The following is a 15,401-nucleotide window of genomic DNA, read 5'->3' as shown; positions in this document are numbered from 1 at the left end:
TCGCCTCCGGGTCGGTCGGGGCTGTGTCGTCGGTGCTGTGTCGGTGGTGCTGTGTCGGTGGTGTCGGCGGGAGCGTGGCGGGACGGGGTCAGAGCTGTTCGAGATAGCGGTGGACGAGCATGACGGCCATGGCCCCCTCCCCGACGGCGGACGCGACCCGCTTGGCCGACTCCGCGCGCACGTCCCCGGCGGCGAACACGCCGGGCACGGACGTCTCCAGGTGGTAGGGCGGGCGGTCGAGCGTCCACCCGGCGGGCGGGGCGCCGTCGCGCAGGAGGTCGGGGCCCGCGAGCACGAACCCGCGCGGGTCGCGCGCGACGACGCCGTCGAGCCAGTCGGTGCGGGGCGCGGCGCCGATGAACACGAACGCCCACCCGCACTCGACGCGCGACGTCGCGCCGGCGTCGAGGTCGCGCAGCTCGAGGTGCTCCAGGTGGTCGTCGCCCGACGCCGCGACCACCTCCGTGCGGGTGAGGACCCGCACGCGCGGGTGGGCCTCGACCTGCTCGACGAGGTAGGACGACATGGACCGGGCGAGCGAGTCGCCGCGGACGACGAGCGTCACCTGCTTGGCCTCGCGCGCGAGGTAGAGAGCCGCCTGCCCGGCGGAGTTCGCGCCCCCGACGACGTACACCTCCTGGTCCTGGCATGCGGACGCCTCGGTGAGCGCCGAGCCGTAGAAGACGCCGCGGCCCACGAGGTCGGCGAGGCCCGGGCCGTCGAGCAGCCGGTAGGAGACGCCTGAGGCGAGGATGACGGTGTGCGCGTCGATCGACGTGCCGTCGGGGAACCGCACCGAGCGGGCCGGGCCGTCGACGTCGAGCTCGACGGCGTCGCGCGTCGTGACGATCTCGGCACCGAACCGCACGGCCTGGCGGCGCGCGCGCTCGGCGAGCTGGGCGCCCGAGATCCCGTCGGGGAAGCCGAGGTAGTTGTCGATGCGCGAGCTCTGGCCGGCCTGGCCGCCGGTCGCGGTGCGCTCGACGAGCACCGTGCGCAGCCCCTCCGACGCCCCGTACAGCGCCGCGCTGAGCCCCGCGGGCCCGCCGCCCACGACGACGAGGTCGTAGAAGTCGGCCGCGGGGCGCGTGGCGAGCCCGACCCGCTCGGCGAGCGTCGCGTCGTCGGGCGCGACGAGGGGCTCGCCCTCGGGCGTGACGACGAGGGGGAGGGTCTCGCCGTCGGCCTGCGCGGCGGTGAGCAGGCGCGCTCCCTCGGCGGACTCGGATGGGTACCACCGGTAGGGGACGCGGTTGCGCGCGAGGAACTCGCGCACCTGCGACGAGCGTGCCGACCACCGGTGCCCGACGACGACGGTCTCGGCGGGCCGGCGGCGGTCGGTCGCGGACCACGCCTCGAGCTGGGCGTCCACGACGGGGTAGAGCTTCTCCTCGGGCGGGTCCCACGGCTTGAGCAGGTAGTAGTCGAGGTCGACGACGTTGATCGCCTCGATCGCTGCCTCCGTGTCCGCGTAGGCGGTGAGCAGGACGCGGCGCGCCGCGGGGAAGAGGTCCATCGCCTGCTCGAGCAGCTCGACGCCCGTCATGCCGGGCATGCGGTGGTCGGCGAGGACGACGGCCACGTCCTCACCGCGCAGCGCGAGCTCGCGCAGCGCGGCGAGCGTCTCGGCACCGGACTCGGCGCGCACGATCCGGTACCGGTCGCCGTAGCGGCGGCGCAGGTCGCGCGCGACCGCGCGCGAGACCCCGGGGTCGTCGTCCACGGTGACGATGGCGGGGCGGGTCGTCGCGACGGTGGGTTCCACACGGCCTCCTCGGGCACCAGGACGGGCGACTGCCATCCTCTCCCCGCCGTGGCCGCGCGTCCACGGCGACGTGGCGCAGGTCACTCTTGACGCGGGACCGCGCTGCGCTAGGTTAGGCAAGGCAAACCTCAGGTTGCCCCGCCGCGATCCGCGGCGGTCCTCTCCCCGTCCTGGAGCCTCGCATGCTCTCAGCACGATCCGGCGCGCCCGCGCACGGTACCCCGACCGCCCCGGCGCTGCTCACCGGCGCGACCGCGGGCGCCTACGCGAGCACCCTGCACGCCGTGGTGGACGACGTCGCCGCGCGCATGGCCGCCGTCGACCAGCCCTGGTCCGGCGCGAGCCGCACGTATCTGGCCGCGCTCGTCGACGCCGCCGACCTCGACGGCCCCGGCGTCGGGACCGACGCCGCGCTGCGCGAGGCCGCCGACCTCTACGCGACCCACGCCGTGTGGTTCCACCACCCCGCCTACGCCGCGCACCTCAACTGCCCGGTCGCGCTGCCCGCCGTCGGCGCCGAAGCGCTGCTCGCCGCGATCAACACGTCCGTCGACACCTACGACCAGTCGACCGTCGCGACCCTCATGGAGCGCCGCCTCGTCGCCTGGACCGCCGGCCGCGTCGGGTACGTCGCCGGCGACGGCGTCCTCACGTCGGGTGGCACCCAGTCCAACCTCCACGCGCTCTTCCTCGCCCGCGAGCGCGCCGTCGAGCGCGCGGCCCGCGACGGGCTCGGACGCTCGGCCGTCCTGCCGCGCCTGCGCGTCCTGGCCGCGGGGTCCAGCCACTTCAGCGTCGCGCGCTCGGCCCTGCTGCTCGGCCTCGCCGACGACGCGGTCGTGCGGGTCGAGGCCGACGCCGACGGGCGCGTCGTGCCCGCGGCGCTCGCGGCCGCCGTCGCCGCGGTGCACGCCGCGGGCGAGGTCGTCATGGCGGTCGTCGCGACCGCCGGCACGACCGACCGCGGCTGCGTCGACCCGCTCGCCGCGGTCGCGGACGTGTGCGACGCGGCCGACGTGTGGCTGCACGTCGACGCCGCCTACGGGTGCGGCCTCCTGGTGTCCCCGACGCGCCGGCACCTGCTCGACGGCATCGAGCGCTCGCGGTCGGTGACCGTCGACTACCACAAGGCGTTCTTCCAGCCCGTGTCGGCGAGCGCGCTGCTCGTGCGTGAGCGCGCCGACCTGGAGCGCGTCGCGCACCACGCGGACTACCTCAACCCGCGCGAGAACGCCGAGCCGAACCAGGTCGACGTGTCGCTCCAGACGACGCGCCGCTTCGACGCGCTCAAGCTCTGGACGACGCTGCGCGCGCTCGGGCCCGGCGGGGTCGGCGCGATGGTCGACGCCGTGTGCGACCTCGCCGCGCAGGTGCACGCCGACCTCGCGGACGACCCCGAGCTGCGCGTGCTCGGCCGCACGGACCTGTCCACGGTCCTGTTCCGCTACGAGCCGCCGGGGCTGTCCGCGGCGCACGCGGACCGCCTCGTGCCGCTCGTGCGGCGCGTGCTGTTCGAGTCCGGTCGCGCGGTGGTCGCCAAGACCGTGCTCGACGGCGTCCCGTGCCTCAAGCTCACGCTGCTCAACCCGACCGTGACGCTCGCGGACGTGCGCCACGTGCTCGACCTCGTGCGCACGACCGCCCAGGCGCTCGTCGAGCGCGACGAGCTGCTGCACGACGACGACGTCGCGGCGCACGCCGCGGACCTCGTGGCGTCCCTCGCGACCGCCGGGGCGGTGACCCGATGAGCACGACTGCCCCCACGACGAGCGGCCCCGGCCCGGCGCCCCACGACCCGGCGCGCGTGCGCGACGTCGTCGGCGTGGGGATCGGGCCGTTCAACCTCGGCCTCGCGGCGCTGTCCGCGCCCCTCGACGACGTCGACGCCGTGTTCCTCGACGCCGCCCCCGAGTTCCGCTGGCACCCCGGCATGATGATCGAGGGCGCGACGATCCAGGTCCCGTTCCTCGCCGACCTCGTCACGATGGCGGACCCGACGTCGCCGTACTCGTTCCTCGCGTTCCTCAAGGCCACGGGCCGGCTCTACCCGTTCTACATCCGCGAGTCGTTCTACCCGCTGCGCGCCGAGTACGACGCGTACTGCCGCTGGGTCGCGGCCCGCCTGGGCTCGCTGCGCTGGTCGCGGCGCGTCGTCGCCGTCGAGCACGACCCGGCCGCCGACGCGTTCGTCGTGCGCGCCGAGACGCTCGCGCCCGACGGGAGCGTCACCGGCACCGAGGAGCACCGGGGTCGACACCTCGTGCTCGGCGTCGGCACCTCGCCGGTGCTGCCGCCCGCGCTGCGGGCGCTCGCGGACGAGGTCGCGCGCGGCGAGCACCCGGGTGCCGGGCCGCTCGTGCACAGCGCGCAGTACCTGCCGCACCGCGACGCGCTCGCGGCCGCGGGCTCGGTCACGGTCGTGGGCAGCGGCCAGTCGGCCGCCGAGGTCTACCGCGACCTGCTCGACGGCGTGCACGGCGACGCGCGACGCCCCGGCTACCGGCTCGACTGGGTGACGCGCTCGCCGCGCTTCTTCCCCATGGAGTACACGAAGCTCACGCTCGAGATGACGTCGCCGGAGTACACCGACCACTTCCACGCGCTGCCGCTCGAGCTGCGCCAGCTCCTCGGCCGCGAGCAGCGGAGCCTGTACAAGGGGATCAGCGGCGACCTCGTGGACGAGATCTACGACGCGCTGTACCGCCTGAGCCTGGACCGCCCGGTGCCGACGACGCTGCTCACCGACACCGAGGTCGTCGCCGCGCGGTACGAGCCGGCCGCCCGCGGGGGTGACGGGGCGAACGCTGCCGGGCAGCCCGACGCGGCGGGGTCGGCCGGGGAGTACGTGCTGCGGCTGCGGCACGCGCAGCTCGGGCGGGAGGTCGAGCGCCGCACGCGCGCGCTCGTCGTCGCGACGGGCTACGCCGCCTCGGTCCCGGCGTTCCTCGACCCGGTGCGCCACCTGCTCCGGTTCGACGAGCTCGGGCGGTTCGACGTCGCGCGCGACTACACGGTCGACGACGCGCGCCGCGTCCACGTGCTCAACGGCGAGGAGCACACGCACGGCATCACCGCGCCGGACCTCGGGTTCGCCGCGTGGCGCAACGCCGTCGTGCTGCGCACCGTCACGGGCCGCGAGGTGTACCCGGTGGAGGAGCGCATCGCGTTCCAGACGTTCGGCCTGCCCGACGACGAGGCTCCTTCGGGTTCCCCGTCCCCGGCCACCACTCCCGCGACGACCCCCGCCACGTCGGACGCCGCGGCGCGCGTCGCGGCGGGCGAGCGCACGGGAGGTGAGGCTCGATGAGCGCCACCACCACGGCGACGGCGGCGTCGGCCGTGCCGTCGCCGGGCCCGACGGCGTCAGGTGCTGCGGCGTCGGACGACGCGGCGCCGAGCGCGAGCCCGGGCGCCGCCTTCGCGGTGCGGGTCCGGCTCGGCGACGGCCGCGCGGACGTCTCGTTCGAGCCCGCCGACCCGGTGCGCGACGCCGCGCTCGTGCAGGGCTGGCTCGCGCACCCCCGCTCGGCGTTCTGGCAGCTGGGCCACCTCGACGTCGACGGCGTGCGGGACTACCTCGCGGGGGCCCGCGCCGACCCGCACCAGGACGCGTGGCTCGGCCGGGTCGACGGCGTGCCGGCGTTCCTCGTGGAGACGTACGACCCGGCGCGCGTCACGCTCGCCGACGTCCCCGCGGCCGTCGCCCTGCTGGAGCCGGGCGACGTCGGGATGCACCTGCTCGTCGCGCCCCCGGCCGGGCCCGCGCGCGGCGGGTTCACCTCGGCGGTGATGGGCGCCGTCGTGCGGTTCTGCCTCGACCCTGCGGGGCGTGGCGCCCGCCGTGTCGTCGTCGAGCCGGACGTGCGCAACGCCGCGATCGCGGCGAAGAACGCCGCGGCCGGGTTCCGCGTGCTGCGCGAGGTGGAGCTGCCCGGCAAGACGGCGCACCTCGCCGTCGCGACGCGCGCCGACCTCGACGCGAGCCCGCTCGGCGACGGCGTCGACCACGCGCCGCACCTGCGCCCCTGCCTCGCCGAGCGCGCGCACCGACACCTCGTCGCGAAGACGATCGCCGAGCTCACCCACGAGCGGCTGCTCGCGCCGCGCGCGGAGGTCTGGCCGGTCGAGGCCGACGGGCCGGGGCGGTACGTGCTGCCCGTCGCGGACGGCTCGGTGGAGTACCGGTTCGTCGCGCGGCGGTACGCGCTCGAGCACTGGGTGCTCGACGAGGCGTCGATCCGGCGCACCACGACGGCCGGGCACGGCACGGCGGGCCGGCGCGGCGACGTGGGCGACCCCGCGGGTGCGGACGGCACGGGCGCGCGGCGTGAGCTGCCGGTCGACGCGCTCGACCTCGTCGTCGAGCTCCAGCCCGACCTGCGTATCCCCGACGACCTGCTCGCCACCTACCTCGAGGAGGTGTCGTCCACGCTCGCGAGCGCGACGGCGAAGCTCGAGCGGTACGAGCGCACCGGCGGGCCGAGCGCCACCGACCTCCTCGGCGCGTCCTTCCAGGAGGTCGAGGCGGCCATGACGGAGGGGCACCCGGGGTTCGTCGCGAACAACGGGCGCATCGGGTTCGGCCTCGTGGAGTACCGCGCGTACGCGCCCGAGAACGGGGGTCGCGTGCGGCTGCTGTGGCTCGCCGCGCGGCGCGAGCACACCCACCTCGCGCTCGGTGCCGGGCTCGACGAGGAGACGCACTACGGGGCAGAGCTCACGCCCGACGAGCGCGCCGCGTTCGCCGAGCGGCTCGCCGCGCGCGGCCTCGACCCGGCCGACTACCTCTACCTGCCCGTGCACCCGTGGCAGTGGGAGCACCGCGTGCCCATCACGTTCGCTGCCGACGTCGCGCGCGGCGACCTCGTCCCGCTCGGGCCGGGCGCCGACGAGTACCAGCCGCAGCAGTCGATCCGCACCCTGTTCAACCTCGCGCGGCCCGGCCGCCACTACGTCAAGGTCGCGCTCGCGATCCAGAACATGGGGTTCCTGCGCGGGCTGTCGCCCGCGTACATGCGCGACACCCCCGCGATCAACGACTGGGTCGCGGACCTCGTCGCCGCTGACCCGGAGCTCGGCGGCCGCGGCTTCACCGTGCTGCGCGAGCTCGCCTCGATCGGGTACACCGGCGACGTCTACCACCGCACCGCCACGCCGTCCCCGCACCGCAAGATGCTCGCCGCCCTGTGGCGCGAGAGCCCCGTGCCGCGCACCGCGCCCGGGGAGCGCCTCGCCACCATGGCCGCGCTCCTGCACCGCGACCCCGACGGCGCCGCGCACGCGACCGCGCTCGTGCGCGCCTCCGGGCTCGACCCCGCCGACTGGGTGCGCGCCTACCTCGACGCCTACCTGCGCCCGCTGGCCCACGCGCTCCTCGCGCACGACCTCGCGTTCATGCCGCACGGCGAGAACCTCATCCTCGTGCTCCGCGACCACGTCGTGGTCCGTGCGGTCATGAAGGACGTCGGCGAGGAGATCGCCGTCCTCGGTGACGCGCCGCTCCCGCCCGGCGTCGAGCGCGTGCGCGCCGTCGTCGACGACGAGGAGAAGGCGCTCGCGATCTTCACCGACGTGTTCGACGGCGTCCTGCGCCACCTCGCCGCGATCCTCCACGGCGACGGCGTGCTGCCCGAGGACCGGTTCTGGCGCCTCGTCGCGGAGTGCCTCGACACCCATCGCGCGGACCACCCCGACCTGCGCGGCGGCGTCGACCTGCGCGCCCCGCGGTTCGCGCACTCGTGCCTCAACCGCCTCCAGCTGCGCAACACGCTCCAGATGGTCGACCTCGCCGACCAGTCCGCGTCCCTGCTGTACGCGGGCACCCTCGCCAACCCCGTCGCGCGGGAGGGCTGACGTGACGGCGAGCCCCGGCGGGTTCTCCGTGCACCGCGACGCGTGGGGCGTCCCGCACGTGCGCGCCGCCGACGAGCTCGCGCTCGCGCGCGGCCAGGGCTACGTCACCGCGCTCGACCGCGGCTGGCAGATCGAGGTCGACCGGTGGCGCGCCGAGGGGCGGCTCGCCGAGCGCCTGGGCGAGCCGGGCCTCGCGTGGGACCGGTTCGCCCACCGCGTCCGCCTCGCCGACACCGCGCGCCGCGCCTACGCGGCGCTCGCGGACGACGACCGCGCCTGGGTCGACGCGTACACCGCGGGCGTGAACGACGGTCTCGAGCGCGGGCGCGACGTGCCCGAGATGCACGCTCTCGCCGACCCGGCCTGGCACGGCGGGGGCGACCTGCCGCCGCACGAGCGGTGGCCCGCGTGGGCGCCGCTCGGCGTCTTCCTTGTCGCGCACGTCCTGTTCTCCGGCTTCCCGCACGTGCTGTGGCGCGACCACGTCGCGCGCACGCTCGGGGCCGCCGTCGCGCGGTCCCGGCCCGACGTTCCCCCCACCGCGGTGCTCGACCTGCTCGCCGTCGACGGCGGCCCCGGCTCGGGGTCGAACGCGTGGGCGCTCGCGGGCGCCCGCACGCGCGGCGGGGCGCCGCTGCTCGCGGGCGACCCGCACCGCCTCCTGGAGCTGCCGGGCGTCTACCAGCAGGTGCGCCTGGCGTGCGACGCGTACGACGTCGTCGGCCTCGCCTTCCCCGGTGTCCCGGGTGCCCCGCACTTCGGGCACGCGGGCGGGGCGGCGTGGGGCGTGACGAACGCGATGGCGCACCACGTGGACGTCGTCGCGGAGCGGCTGCACCGCACCGCGGACGGCGGTGTCGTCGCGGAAGGGCCGGACGGTCCGGAGCCGGCGGACGTCGTCCACGCCACGGTCCGCGTGCGCGCGGCCGGCGGCCCGGTCGAGCACCGCGTGGAGACGATCGAGACGGCGCGTGGGGTGGTCGTCACGGGCGGCCCCGACGACCCGGGCCGGACGTTCGCGGTGCGTCTGCCCGCTCGCGTGGACGCCGACCTCGGGGTGGCCGCGTGGCGACGGCTCCTGCGGGCCGGGTCGGCGCGCGACGTCACGGACGCGTTCGCGACGTGGGTCGACCCGGTCGACCGCGTGCTGGCGGCGGACCGCGCGACCGTGCTGTCGGTGACGGCGGGGCGCGCGCCCCGCCGTGACCCGGCCGAGCGCGCGCTGCCCCTGCCGGGGTGGGCCGACGCCGGGCGCCCCCGCCCGTGGGTCGTGCCGCCCCCGCCCGTGGTCGTCGACGACGTCGCGGTCGACGCGAACGAGCGGCCCGCGCGGCCCGACCTCGACCTGGGCCGCACGTACGCCCCGCCGCACCGCGCTCGCCGGATCCGGGCGCTCCTCGCGGCCGCGGGCGACGACGCGACCGCGGCGGACCAGTCGCGCGTCCACGCGGACACGCTGCTCGGCGGCGCGGACGACCTGCTCGGGTGGCTCGACCGCGACGGTCGCACCCCGGGCGCGGCCGGGGCCGATGGCAGCACGACCGCGCGTCCCGACCCCGCGACGGTCCGCGCGGCGGCACGGCTGCGCGCGTGGGACCGCCGCATGGACGCGGACAGCGCCGACGCGGCGCTCTTCGCGGCCTGGCGCGGCGCGCTCGTCGGCCGGGTCGCAGCGCACCCCGCGCTCGCGCCGCTGTACGCGCCCCACGACCTCGACCCGGTCTTCGCGCCGTGGCTGTCGGTCACCGCGCGCGTCGCCGACGCGCTGCCCGCGCTCCTCGGCGCCGTGTGGCTCGGGATCGACGGCGCCGCGCTCGCGTGGGCCGCGCTCGCCGACGTCGTGCGGGCGCGGGACGACGAGCCGGGCCCGGCGCCGGTGTGGGGCGACACCCACCGCGTGCTCGGGCTGCACGTGCTCCTCGACGTGCCGGGCTCGCCGGTCCCGCGCGTGCCGGGCGTGCCGCTCGGGGGCGACACGGACACCGTGCGCTGCACCGCGAGCGTGCCGGGGGTCAGCGACGTGTGCGTGCGCGGGTCGGTCGCGCGCTGGGTGTGGGACCTCGCCGACCGGGACGCGAGCCGCTGGGGCGTGCCGTTCGGCGCGAGCGGCGACCCGCGCTCGCCCCACTTCGCCGACCGGCTCGCCGCCTGGGCCGACGCCGAGACCGTGCCCGTCGTGACCGACTGGGCCCTGCTGCGCCACGAGGAGACCCGATGACCACGACCGACCCGCCCGCCCCCGGCCGCCTGCGCACCGGCGCGCCCGGGGAGCTGCTCCTCACGCACCACGCGCCGGGCGGAGGGCGCCTGACGCTCCGCGCCCTCGACCCGGACGCCGACCTGGACGTCCTGCACGCCTGGGTGACCCGGCCATGGGCACGGTTCTGGGGACTCGGGGACCTGTCCCGGACGGAGCTGCGCGACCTGTACGCCTACGTCGGCTCGCTGCCGACGCACCACGCGTTCCTCGCGCGATGGGACGACACCCCCGTCGCGCTCCTGCAGACCTACGAGCCGGAGCACGACCCCGTCGGGGAGGCGTACGCGGTGGCGCCGGGCGACGTCGGGCTGCACTTCCTGCTCGGCGGGCGCGGTCCGCGCGGGGCGGACCTGTGGGCCGCCGTCGGGCCGCTGGTCGTCGCGTTCTGCCTCGCCGACCCGCGGGTGGACCGGATCGTCGTCGAGCCGGACGCGGCGAACGAGCGGGCGCACGCCCGGATGCGGGCCCTCGGCTTCGAGGTGGCGGAGCGGGTGCGCGTGGGGGAGAAGGACGCGCTCCTCGCGTTCCTGCCGCGCGACCGCGCGCGCGACCTGCTCGACCGGGCGGAGAGGGCAGCGGTGCAGGGGTGACCGGCTGCGCCGCCGAGCGCGGTGGCGCGGTCCCCGCGCGCGGTGGCGCGCCGGCCGGGCGTCGGGTCAGCCGCCGGTGAACGGGGCGATCGTCAGCGGAGTCCCGAGCGCCTCGCACGCCTCGCCGAGGTCTGCCTGGGCCTGCGACCACTCCGGGGAGCCCACGCCGGTCGACTCGGCGAACGTCCCGACCGCGACGACCGGCGCGGCCGCCTGGAGGTCACCGACCGCCGTCTGCACGGCGCTGTCCCCGCCGGACGGCAGGCGGCCGAGCACGCGGGTGGCGAGCCTGTACCAGCCGTCCCGCTCCTGCTCCGCCATGCGGCCGTCGGCGAGGCCGAGGTCGGCGTTCTCCACGATCGTCATGACGTCGCTGAAGGCGACGCAGGTCGCGGCGTCGTCCGGGGCGCCGTCCTGCGCCGGGGCATCCGTGGCGGGCGACGGCGCAGCGCTGCTCGCCGCCTCCGGTCCCTCGGTCCCGTCCGCCGGGCCCGCACCGCCGGACCCGCACCCGACCAGGACCGCCGTGCTCAGCACCACGGCCGCTGCCGCCACCCACCCTCGCGCTCGCATCCGCGCATGCTACCGGTACGGGGACCGCGCACGACGACGGGCGGCGACCCGGGGTCACCGAGGAGCGGCGACCGCGTGACCGGCGTCGCGCAGCACCCGGGTGGCCTGCTCGAGCCGCAGCTCCGGGACCAGCACGAGGTCCGCGTGGAACGTGGACGCGACGAACACCGGCACGCCCGCCTCGCCCAGCGGCCCGACGACGGACGCGAGCACGCCCGACGTCTCCAGCCCGTGGGCCGAGCTGTAGAAGCCCGCCCACCGCTCGGCGTCGTCGAACGGCGAGGCGTGCCGCACGACCGTGAGCCCTTCGGGGGCGCGCACGAGCGCGACCCACTCGTCGTCCTCGGGGAACGTGGCGCCCGGGACGTAGCCGAGCAGGAAGCGGTCGGGGACGACGTGCAGGTCGAGCGAGGTCATGGCCGCACGGTAGCGGTGGGCGCCCACACCGGGGCGTGGCGAGACGACGGGCTGCTCGCCGGACGAGGGCGGCGGGCGGGTACCGCGACCGGCACGGAGCCGCCCGTCAGCGGGCCAGGCGCTCCACGACCGCCCCGTACAGCCACGGCGCGGCGCTCGCGGCGGGCACGATCGCGCGGCGGGCGGGGCTGCCCGCCCAGGCGAGCAGGCCGGAGGTGAGCACGCGGTAGTCGCGCGTGGCGCGGGACCAGGCGCGCTCGTACCCGGCCGGGTCGTCGAGGTGACGCACGGCGGCCTCGGCCTGGGCGAGCCCGACGCGCACGCCCTCGCCGGTGAGCGCGTCGACGTACCCGGACGCGTCGCCCACGAGGCGCACGTGCCCGGCGGTGCGGCGTCGGGCCCGCTGGCGCAGCGGTCCCGCGCCACGGACGCGCCCGAGCACGGGGGCGTCGCGCACGCGGTCCGCGAGCTCGCCGAACGCGTCGAGCCCGTGGCGCGCGTCCCGGGGCGTGCCGCGGGTGCCGTCGCGGTGGGTGAGGACGGCGACGCCGACGACGTCGGGCGCGACCGGGGTGACGTACGCCTCGGCGTGCGGTGCCCAGTGCACCTCGACGAGGTCGCTCCACGGGGCGAGCCGGTAGTGGGTGCGCAGGCCGAACCGGGCGCGCCCGTGCGGCGGGGCGTCGAGGCCGGTCAGACGGCGCACGGTGGAGTGCAGCCCGTCGCAGCCGAGCACGTGGGCGGCCCGCACGACATCGTCCGCGCCGCCGTCCGGTCCGGGTCCCTCCCCGGCGGGTGCTCGCGCCGCGCCGAGCACGACGTCGACCCCGCGGGCGTCCTGGCGCAGCGCCCGGAGCGTGGCGTGCTCGATCGTGACGCCCTCGGCGAGCGCGCGCTCGCGCAGGGCGGCGTGCAGCGCGGTGCGCCGGACGCCGCGGCCCGGGCCGGCGGCGAACGGGTGGTCGGCGTGGCGGGTGGCGTCGCGGTAGCTGATGCCGGCGAGCGGGTGGCCCGGCGGGTCGACGCCGAGGGCGAGGACCGCGGCGAGCGCGCCGGGGAGCAGCCCCTCGCCGCACGCCTTGTCGATGACGCCCGCGCGGCGGTCGACCACGAGGACGTCGTGCCCGGCGCGGCGGGCGTGCAGGGCGGCGGCGAGCCCGACGGGCCCGCCGCCGACGACCAGCACGTCGACGTCGCGGTCGGTCGTGCGGCGGTCGGTCGACCGGGGAGGGGTCACGGCACGGCCGGGTGCGCGGCGGCGCCGCCCGCGGTCGCGCGGGCGAGGGCGCGCTCCTCGGCGGGGATGCGGAAGCGGGCGAGCAGCACGGCGTTGAGCAGCGTGAACGCGACGGCCGTGATCCAGCACGAGTGCACGAGCGGCAGCGCGACGCCCTCGACCACGACGGCGACGTAGTTGGGGTGGCGCAGCCACCGGTAGGGGCCGCGTGCGACGAGCGGCAGGCCCGGCACGACGATGACGCGCGTGTTCCACCGCGGCCCGAGGGTCGCGATGCACCACCAGCGCAGGCCCTGGCTCGCGAGCACGAGGACGAGCATGGGCCAGCCGAGCCACGGCAGGAACGGGCGGTCGGCGAGCCACGCCTCGGCCACGCACGCGAGCAGCAGACCCGTGTGCAGGGCGACCATCGCGGGGAAGTGGCCGCGGCCGGACTCGACGCCGCCCCGGGCGAACGACCAGCGGGCGTTGCGGGCCGAGACGACGAGCTCGGCGAGCCGCTCGACGGCGGTGGCGCCGACGAGCACCACGTACCAGGCGAGGCTCATCCGTGGACCTCCTCGCCCGGGGCGGGCGCGTGCCCGGCAGCGTGACCGGCCTGTCGCGCGGGCGCCCGGCGCGGGCCGCGGCCGTCGAGCCGCAGCAGGACGAGCTCGGTGCTCACCCCGGGGCCGAACGCCATGAGGACGGCCGGCGCGCCGGGTGGCACGTCCGTGCGGGCCAGGGTCGCGCCGAGCACGTGCAGCACGGACGCCGACGACAGGTTCCCCACGTCGCGCAGGGACGCCCGGCTGAGCGCGAGGTCCTCCTCGGCGAGTCCCAGGGTGTCGCGGACGGCGTCCAGGACGCGGGGGCCGCCCGCGTGCACGACCCACGCCCCGACGTCGGCCGGTTCGAGGTCGTGCTCGGCGAGCAGGGCCTTGACGTCGCCCAGCAGGTGCGCACCGATGAGCTCGGGCAGGCGTGCCGACAGCACGATCTCGAACCCCGTGTCGCCGACGCGCCACCCCAGGTCGCCCGTCGTGCCCGCGTGCAGGTGCGAGCGCGAGTCGACGACGCGCACGCCCCGGGCGCGCACGCCCGCGCCCGCCCGCCCGTACGGGCCCGGGCGGCGGGCGAGGCGGTGCTCGTCCCCGACGAGGACGGCCGCCCCCGCGCCGTCGCCGAACAGTCCCGACGCCACGAGGTTCGCCGTCGACGGGTCGGTGCGCTGCAGCGTCAGGGAGCAGAGCTCGACGGCGACGAGGAGCGCGACGTCCCGCGGGCGCCCCCGCAGCAGGTCGTCCGCCCGCGCCAGGCCCGCCGCGCCGCCGGCGCAGCCCCACCCGAACGACGGCGTGCGGCGCACGTCCGGTCGCAGGCCCAGCCGGGCCGCGACGAGCACGTCGAGCGTCGGCGCGCCCACGCCCGTGACCGTGGTCAGCACCACGTGGTCGACCTCGTCCGGGCGCAGGCCCGCGTCGTCGAGCGCCGCGCGGCACGCCTGCTCCGCGAGGTCGGTCCCGAGCGCCAGGAAGGCGTCGTTGGCGGAGCCGAACGACAGCCCGCCGTAGTCCTCCAGGGGCAGCGCGAGATGACGGGTCTCGACGCCCGCGTGGGCGTGCAGCCGGCGCGTGAGCGCACGGCGGACCGGGTCGTCGGTGAGCAGCTCGCTCGTGACCCGGGAGATCTCGTCCTGGCGGTACGCATGCGCGGGAAGCGAGGTCCCGACGGCGACGACGCGCGACATGCCCGCATCGTCCCACCGGCCCGGTCCGCCCGCGCGGGGGGAGGGGTGCGCCGCGACGACCGGCCCGGGCGCCGGGCGCGCGGGCCGGGGGCGGGCTAGGTTGCCGCCATGGTGACCGGTCGCTCGCGAGGGCTCGTGCGCGGCCTCGTGGTCGCGAGCCACTTCCCGCCCACCGTCATGGTCACCGCGTTCGCCCTCGCGCTCTCCGCGGGCATCGGTGCGGGCACCCGCACGACGACGCTCGTCGCGCTCGCCGTCCTCGCCGGCCAGCTCTCCGTCGGCTGGTCCAACGACTGGCTCGACGCGCGCCGCGACGTCGCCGTCGGGCGCGCCGACAAGCCCGTGGTGTCGGGCCTCGTCACGGCCGCTACCCTGCGCACGGCGGCGCTCGTGGCGCTCGCCGCGTGCGTCGCGCTGTCCCTCGCGACCGGGCCGCTGCCCGGGGTGGTGCACGTCGTCGCCGTCGGGGTCGCGTGGTCGTACAACGCGCGGCTCAAGGCCACGTGGTGGTCCTGGGCCCCGTACGCCGTGTCCTTCGGTCTGCTCGCCGTGTTCGTCGTGCTCGCCGCCCCCGGCGACGGCCGTCCCGCCCCGTGGGCCGTCGCGGCCGCCGCGCTGCTCGGCGTCGGCGCGCACGTCGCGAACACCCTGCCCGACCTCGAGGACGACGCCGCCACGGGCGTCCGCGGCCTGCCGCACCGGCTCGGGCGCCGCGCGAGCTCCGCGCTCGCGCCCGTGCTGCTCGCTGCGGCGTCCCTGCTCGTCGTGGTCGCACCCCCGACGCCCCCCGGCCCGGTGACGTGGGTTCTCGGCGCCGGGGCGCTCGTGCTCGCCCTCGCGGCCGGCGCCGTCGGGGTCGTGCGCCCGCGCAGCCGCGCCCCGTTCGCGCTCTCCATGGCCGTCGCGGGCGTGTGCGTCGTGCTGCTCGTCCTCGCGGCGCCCGCCGTCGTCGTGCCCGGCTGACGGTCAGCCCGCAT

General features: G+C 77.4%; 12 protein-coding genes. 6 read left to right on the top strand and 6 right to left on the bottom strand.

Annotated elements, in window-relative coordinates; translation table 11 throughout:
* Window positions 1-88 precede the first annotated feature (88 nt).
* Window positions 89-1,765, bottom strand: a complete 1,677-nt coding sequence (locus tag RDI86_RS09490) for an FAD-dependent oxidoreductase (RefSeq protein ID WP_076404844.1) — start codon at window positions 1,763-1,765, stop codon at window positions 89-91.
* A 182-nt stretch (window positions 1,766-1,947) separates the two neighbouring features.
* Here RDI86_RS09490 and RDI86_RS09485 point away from each other — a divergent pair, with 182 nt between their 5' ends.
* From RDI86_RS09485 to RDI86_RS09465, 5 genes are read left to right on the top strand one after another with little or no spacing between them, the layout of a single operon-like run.
* A complete protein-coding gene (locus tag RDI86_RS09485; RefSeq protein WP_308821260.1) occupies window positions 1,948-3,513 on the top strand; it encodes a pyridoxal-dependent decarboxylase in 1,566 nt (521 codons plus the stop codon).
* Complete coding sequence (locus RDI86_RS09480; protein WP_308821259.1) at window positions 3,510-5,072, top strand: SidA/IucD/PvdA family monooxygenase; 1,563 nt, start codon at window positions 3,510-3,512, stop codon at window positions 5,070-5,072. Before RDI86_RS09485 ends, RDI86_RS09480 begins: the two co-directional genes overlap by 4 nt.
* Window positions 5,069-7,618, top strand: a complete 2,550-nt coding sequence (locus RDI86_RS09475; protein WP_308821258.1) for a GNAT family N-acetyltransferase — start codon at window positions 5,069-5,071, stop codon at window positions 7,616-7,618. Before RDI86_RS09480 ends, RDI86_RS09475 begins: the two co-directional genes overlap by 4 nt.
* 1 nt (window position 7,619) lies before the next feature.
* Entirely contained in the window at window positions 7,620-9,836 is a 2,217-nt protein-coding gene (locus RDI86_RS09470) for a penicillin acylase family protein (protein WP_308821257.1), read from the top strand.
* Complete coding sequence (locus tag RDI86_RS09465; RefSeq protein WP_308821256.1) at window positions 9,833-10,468, top strand: GNAT family N-acetyltransferase; 636 nt, start codon at window positions 9,833-9,835, stop codon at window positions 10,466-10,468. The genes RDI86_RS09470 and RDI86_RS09465 overlap by 4 nt, the downstream gene beginning before the upstream one ends.
* 66 nt (window positions 10,469-10,534) lie before the next feature.
* Here RDI86_RS09465 and RDI86_RS09460 read toward each other — a convergent pair whose 3' ends face one another.
* From RDI86_RS09460 to RDI86_RS09440, 5 genes are all read right to left on the bottom strand, one after another.
* A complete protein-coding gene (locus RDI86_RS09460; RefSeq protein ID WP_308821255.1) occupies window positions 10,535-11,041 on the bottom strand; it encodes a hypothetical protein in 507 nt (168 codons plus the stop codon).
* A 54-nt stretch (window positions 11,042-11,095) separates the two neighbouring features.
* Entirely contained in the window at window positions 11,096-11,458 is a 363-nt protein-coding gene (locus tag RDI86_RS09455) for an ACT domain-containing protein (RefSeq protein ID WP_308821254.1), read from the bottom strand.
* A gap of 106 nt (window positions 11,459-11,564) precedes the next feature.
* The gene (locus RDI86_RS09450; RefSeq protein ID WP_308821253.1) at window positions 11,565-12,695 is read right to left on the bottom strand and encodes an FAD-dependent oxidoreductase; all 1,131 of its coding nucleotides are present in this window, start codon (window positions 12,693-12,695) and stop codon (window positions 11,565-11,567) included.
* Window positions 12,692-13,243 carry an isoprenylcysteine carboxyl methyltransferase family protein gene (locus RDI86_RS09445; protein ID WP_061268437.1) on the bottom strand — a complete coding sequence of 184 codons (552 nt, stop codon included), beginning with the start codon at window positions 13,241-13,243 and terminating at the stop codon, window positions 12,692-12,694. The genes RDI86_RS09450 and RDI86_RS09445 overlap by 4 nt, the downstream gene beginning before the upstream one ends.
* Entirely contained in the window at window positions 13,240-14,424 is a 1,185-nt protein-coding gene (locus RDI86_RS09440; RefSeq protein WP_175008534.1) for a 3-oxoacyl-[acyl-carrier-protein] synthase III C-terminal domain-containing protein, read from the bottom strand. The genes RDI86_RS09445 and RDI86_RS09440 overlap by 4 nt, the downstream gene beginning before the upstream one ends.
* Before the next feature lie 108 nt (window positions 14,425-14,532).
* On the opposite strand from RDI86_RS09440, the gene RDI86_RS09435 reads away from it, so the two are divergent.
* Window positions 14,533-15,387, top strand: coding sequence for a UbiA family prenyltransferase (locus RDI86_RS09435; RefSeq protein ID WP_308821252.1), 855 nt, complete (start codon window positions 14,533-14,535; stop codon window positions 15,385-15,387).
* Window positions 15,388-15,401 lie beyond the last annotated feature (14 nt).

Source organism: Cellulosimicrobium sp. XJ-DQ-B-000, assembly GCF_031119065.1.
Lineage (GTDB): Bacteria > Actinomycetota > Actinomycetes > Actinomycetales > Cellulomonadaceae > Cellulosimicrobium > Cellulosimicrobium funkei.
This window is presented reverse-complemented; position numbering and strand designations above follow the sequence as displayed.

What these genes read in the sequence shown, in the direction of transcription:
- RDI86_RS09465 (WP_308821256.1), top strand. Translation starts at nt 9,833, where the DNA reads ATGACCACGACCGACCCGCCCGCCCCCGGCCGCCTGCGCACCGGCGCG.
- RDI86_RS09475 (WP_308821258.1), top strand. Translation starts at nt 5,069, where the DNA reads ATGAGCGCCACCACCACGGCGACGGCGGCGTCGGCCGTGCCGTCGCCG.
- RDI86_RS09455 (WP_308821254.1), bottom strand. Translation starts at nt 11,458, where the DNA reads ATGACCTCGCTCGACCTGCACGTCGTCCCCGACCGCTTCCTGCTCGGC.
- RDI86_RS09485 (WP_308821260.1), top strand. Translation starts at nt 1,948, where the DNA reads ATGCTCTCAGCACGATCCGGCGCGCCCGCGCACGGTACCCCGACCGCC.
- RDI86_RS09440 (WP_175008534.1), bottom strand. Translation starts at nt 14,424, where the DNA reads ATGTCGCGCGTCGTCGCCGTCGGGACCTCGCTTCCCGCGCATGCGTAC.
- RDI86_RS09460 (WP_308821255.1), bottom strand. Translation starts at nt 11,041, where the DNA reads ATGCGAGCGCGAGGGTGGGTGGCGGCAGCGGCCGTGGTGCTGAGCACG.
- RDI86_RS09445 (WP_061268437.1), bottom strand. Translation starts at nt 13,243, where the DNA reads ATGAGCCTCGCCTGGTACGTGGTGCTCGTCGGCGCCACCGCCGTCGAG.
- RDI86_RS09435 (WP_308821252.1), top strand. Translation starts at nt 14,533, where the DNA reads ATGGTGACCGGTCGCTCGCGAGGGCTCGTGCGCGGCCTCGTGGTCGCG.
- RDI86_RS09480 (WP_308821259.1), top strand. Translation starts at nt 3,510, where the DNA reads ATGAGCACGACTGCCCCCACGACGAGCGGCCCCGGCCCGGCGCCCCAC.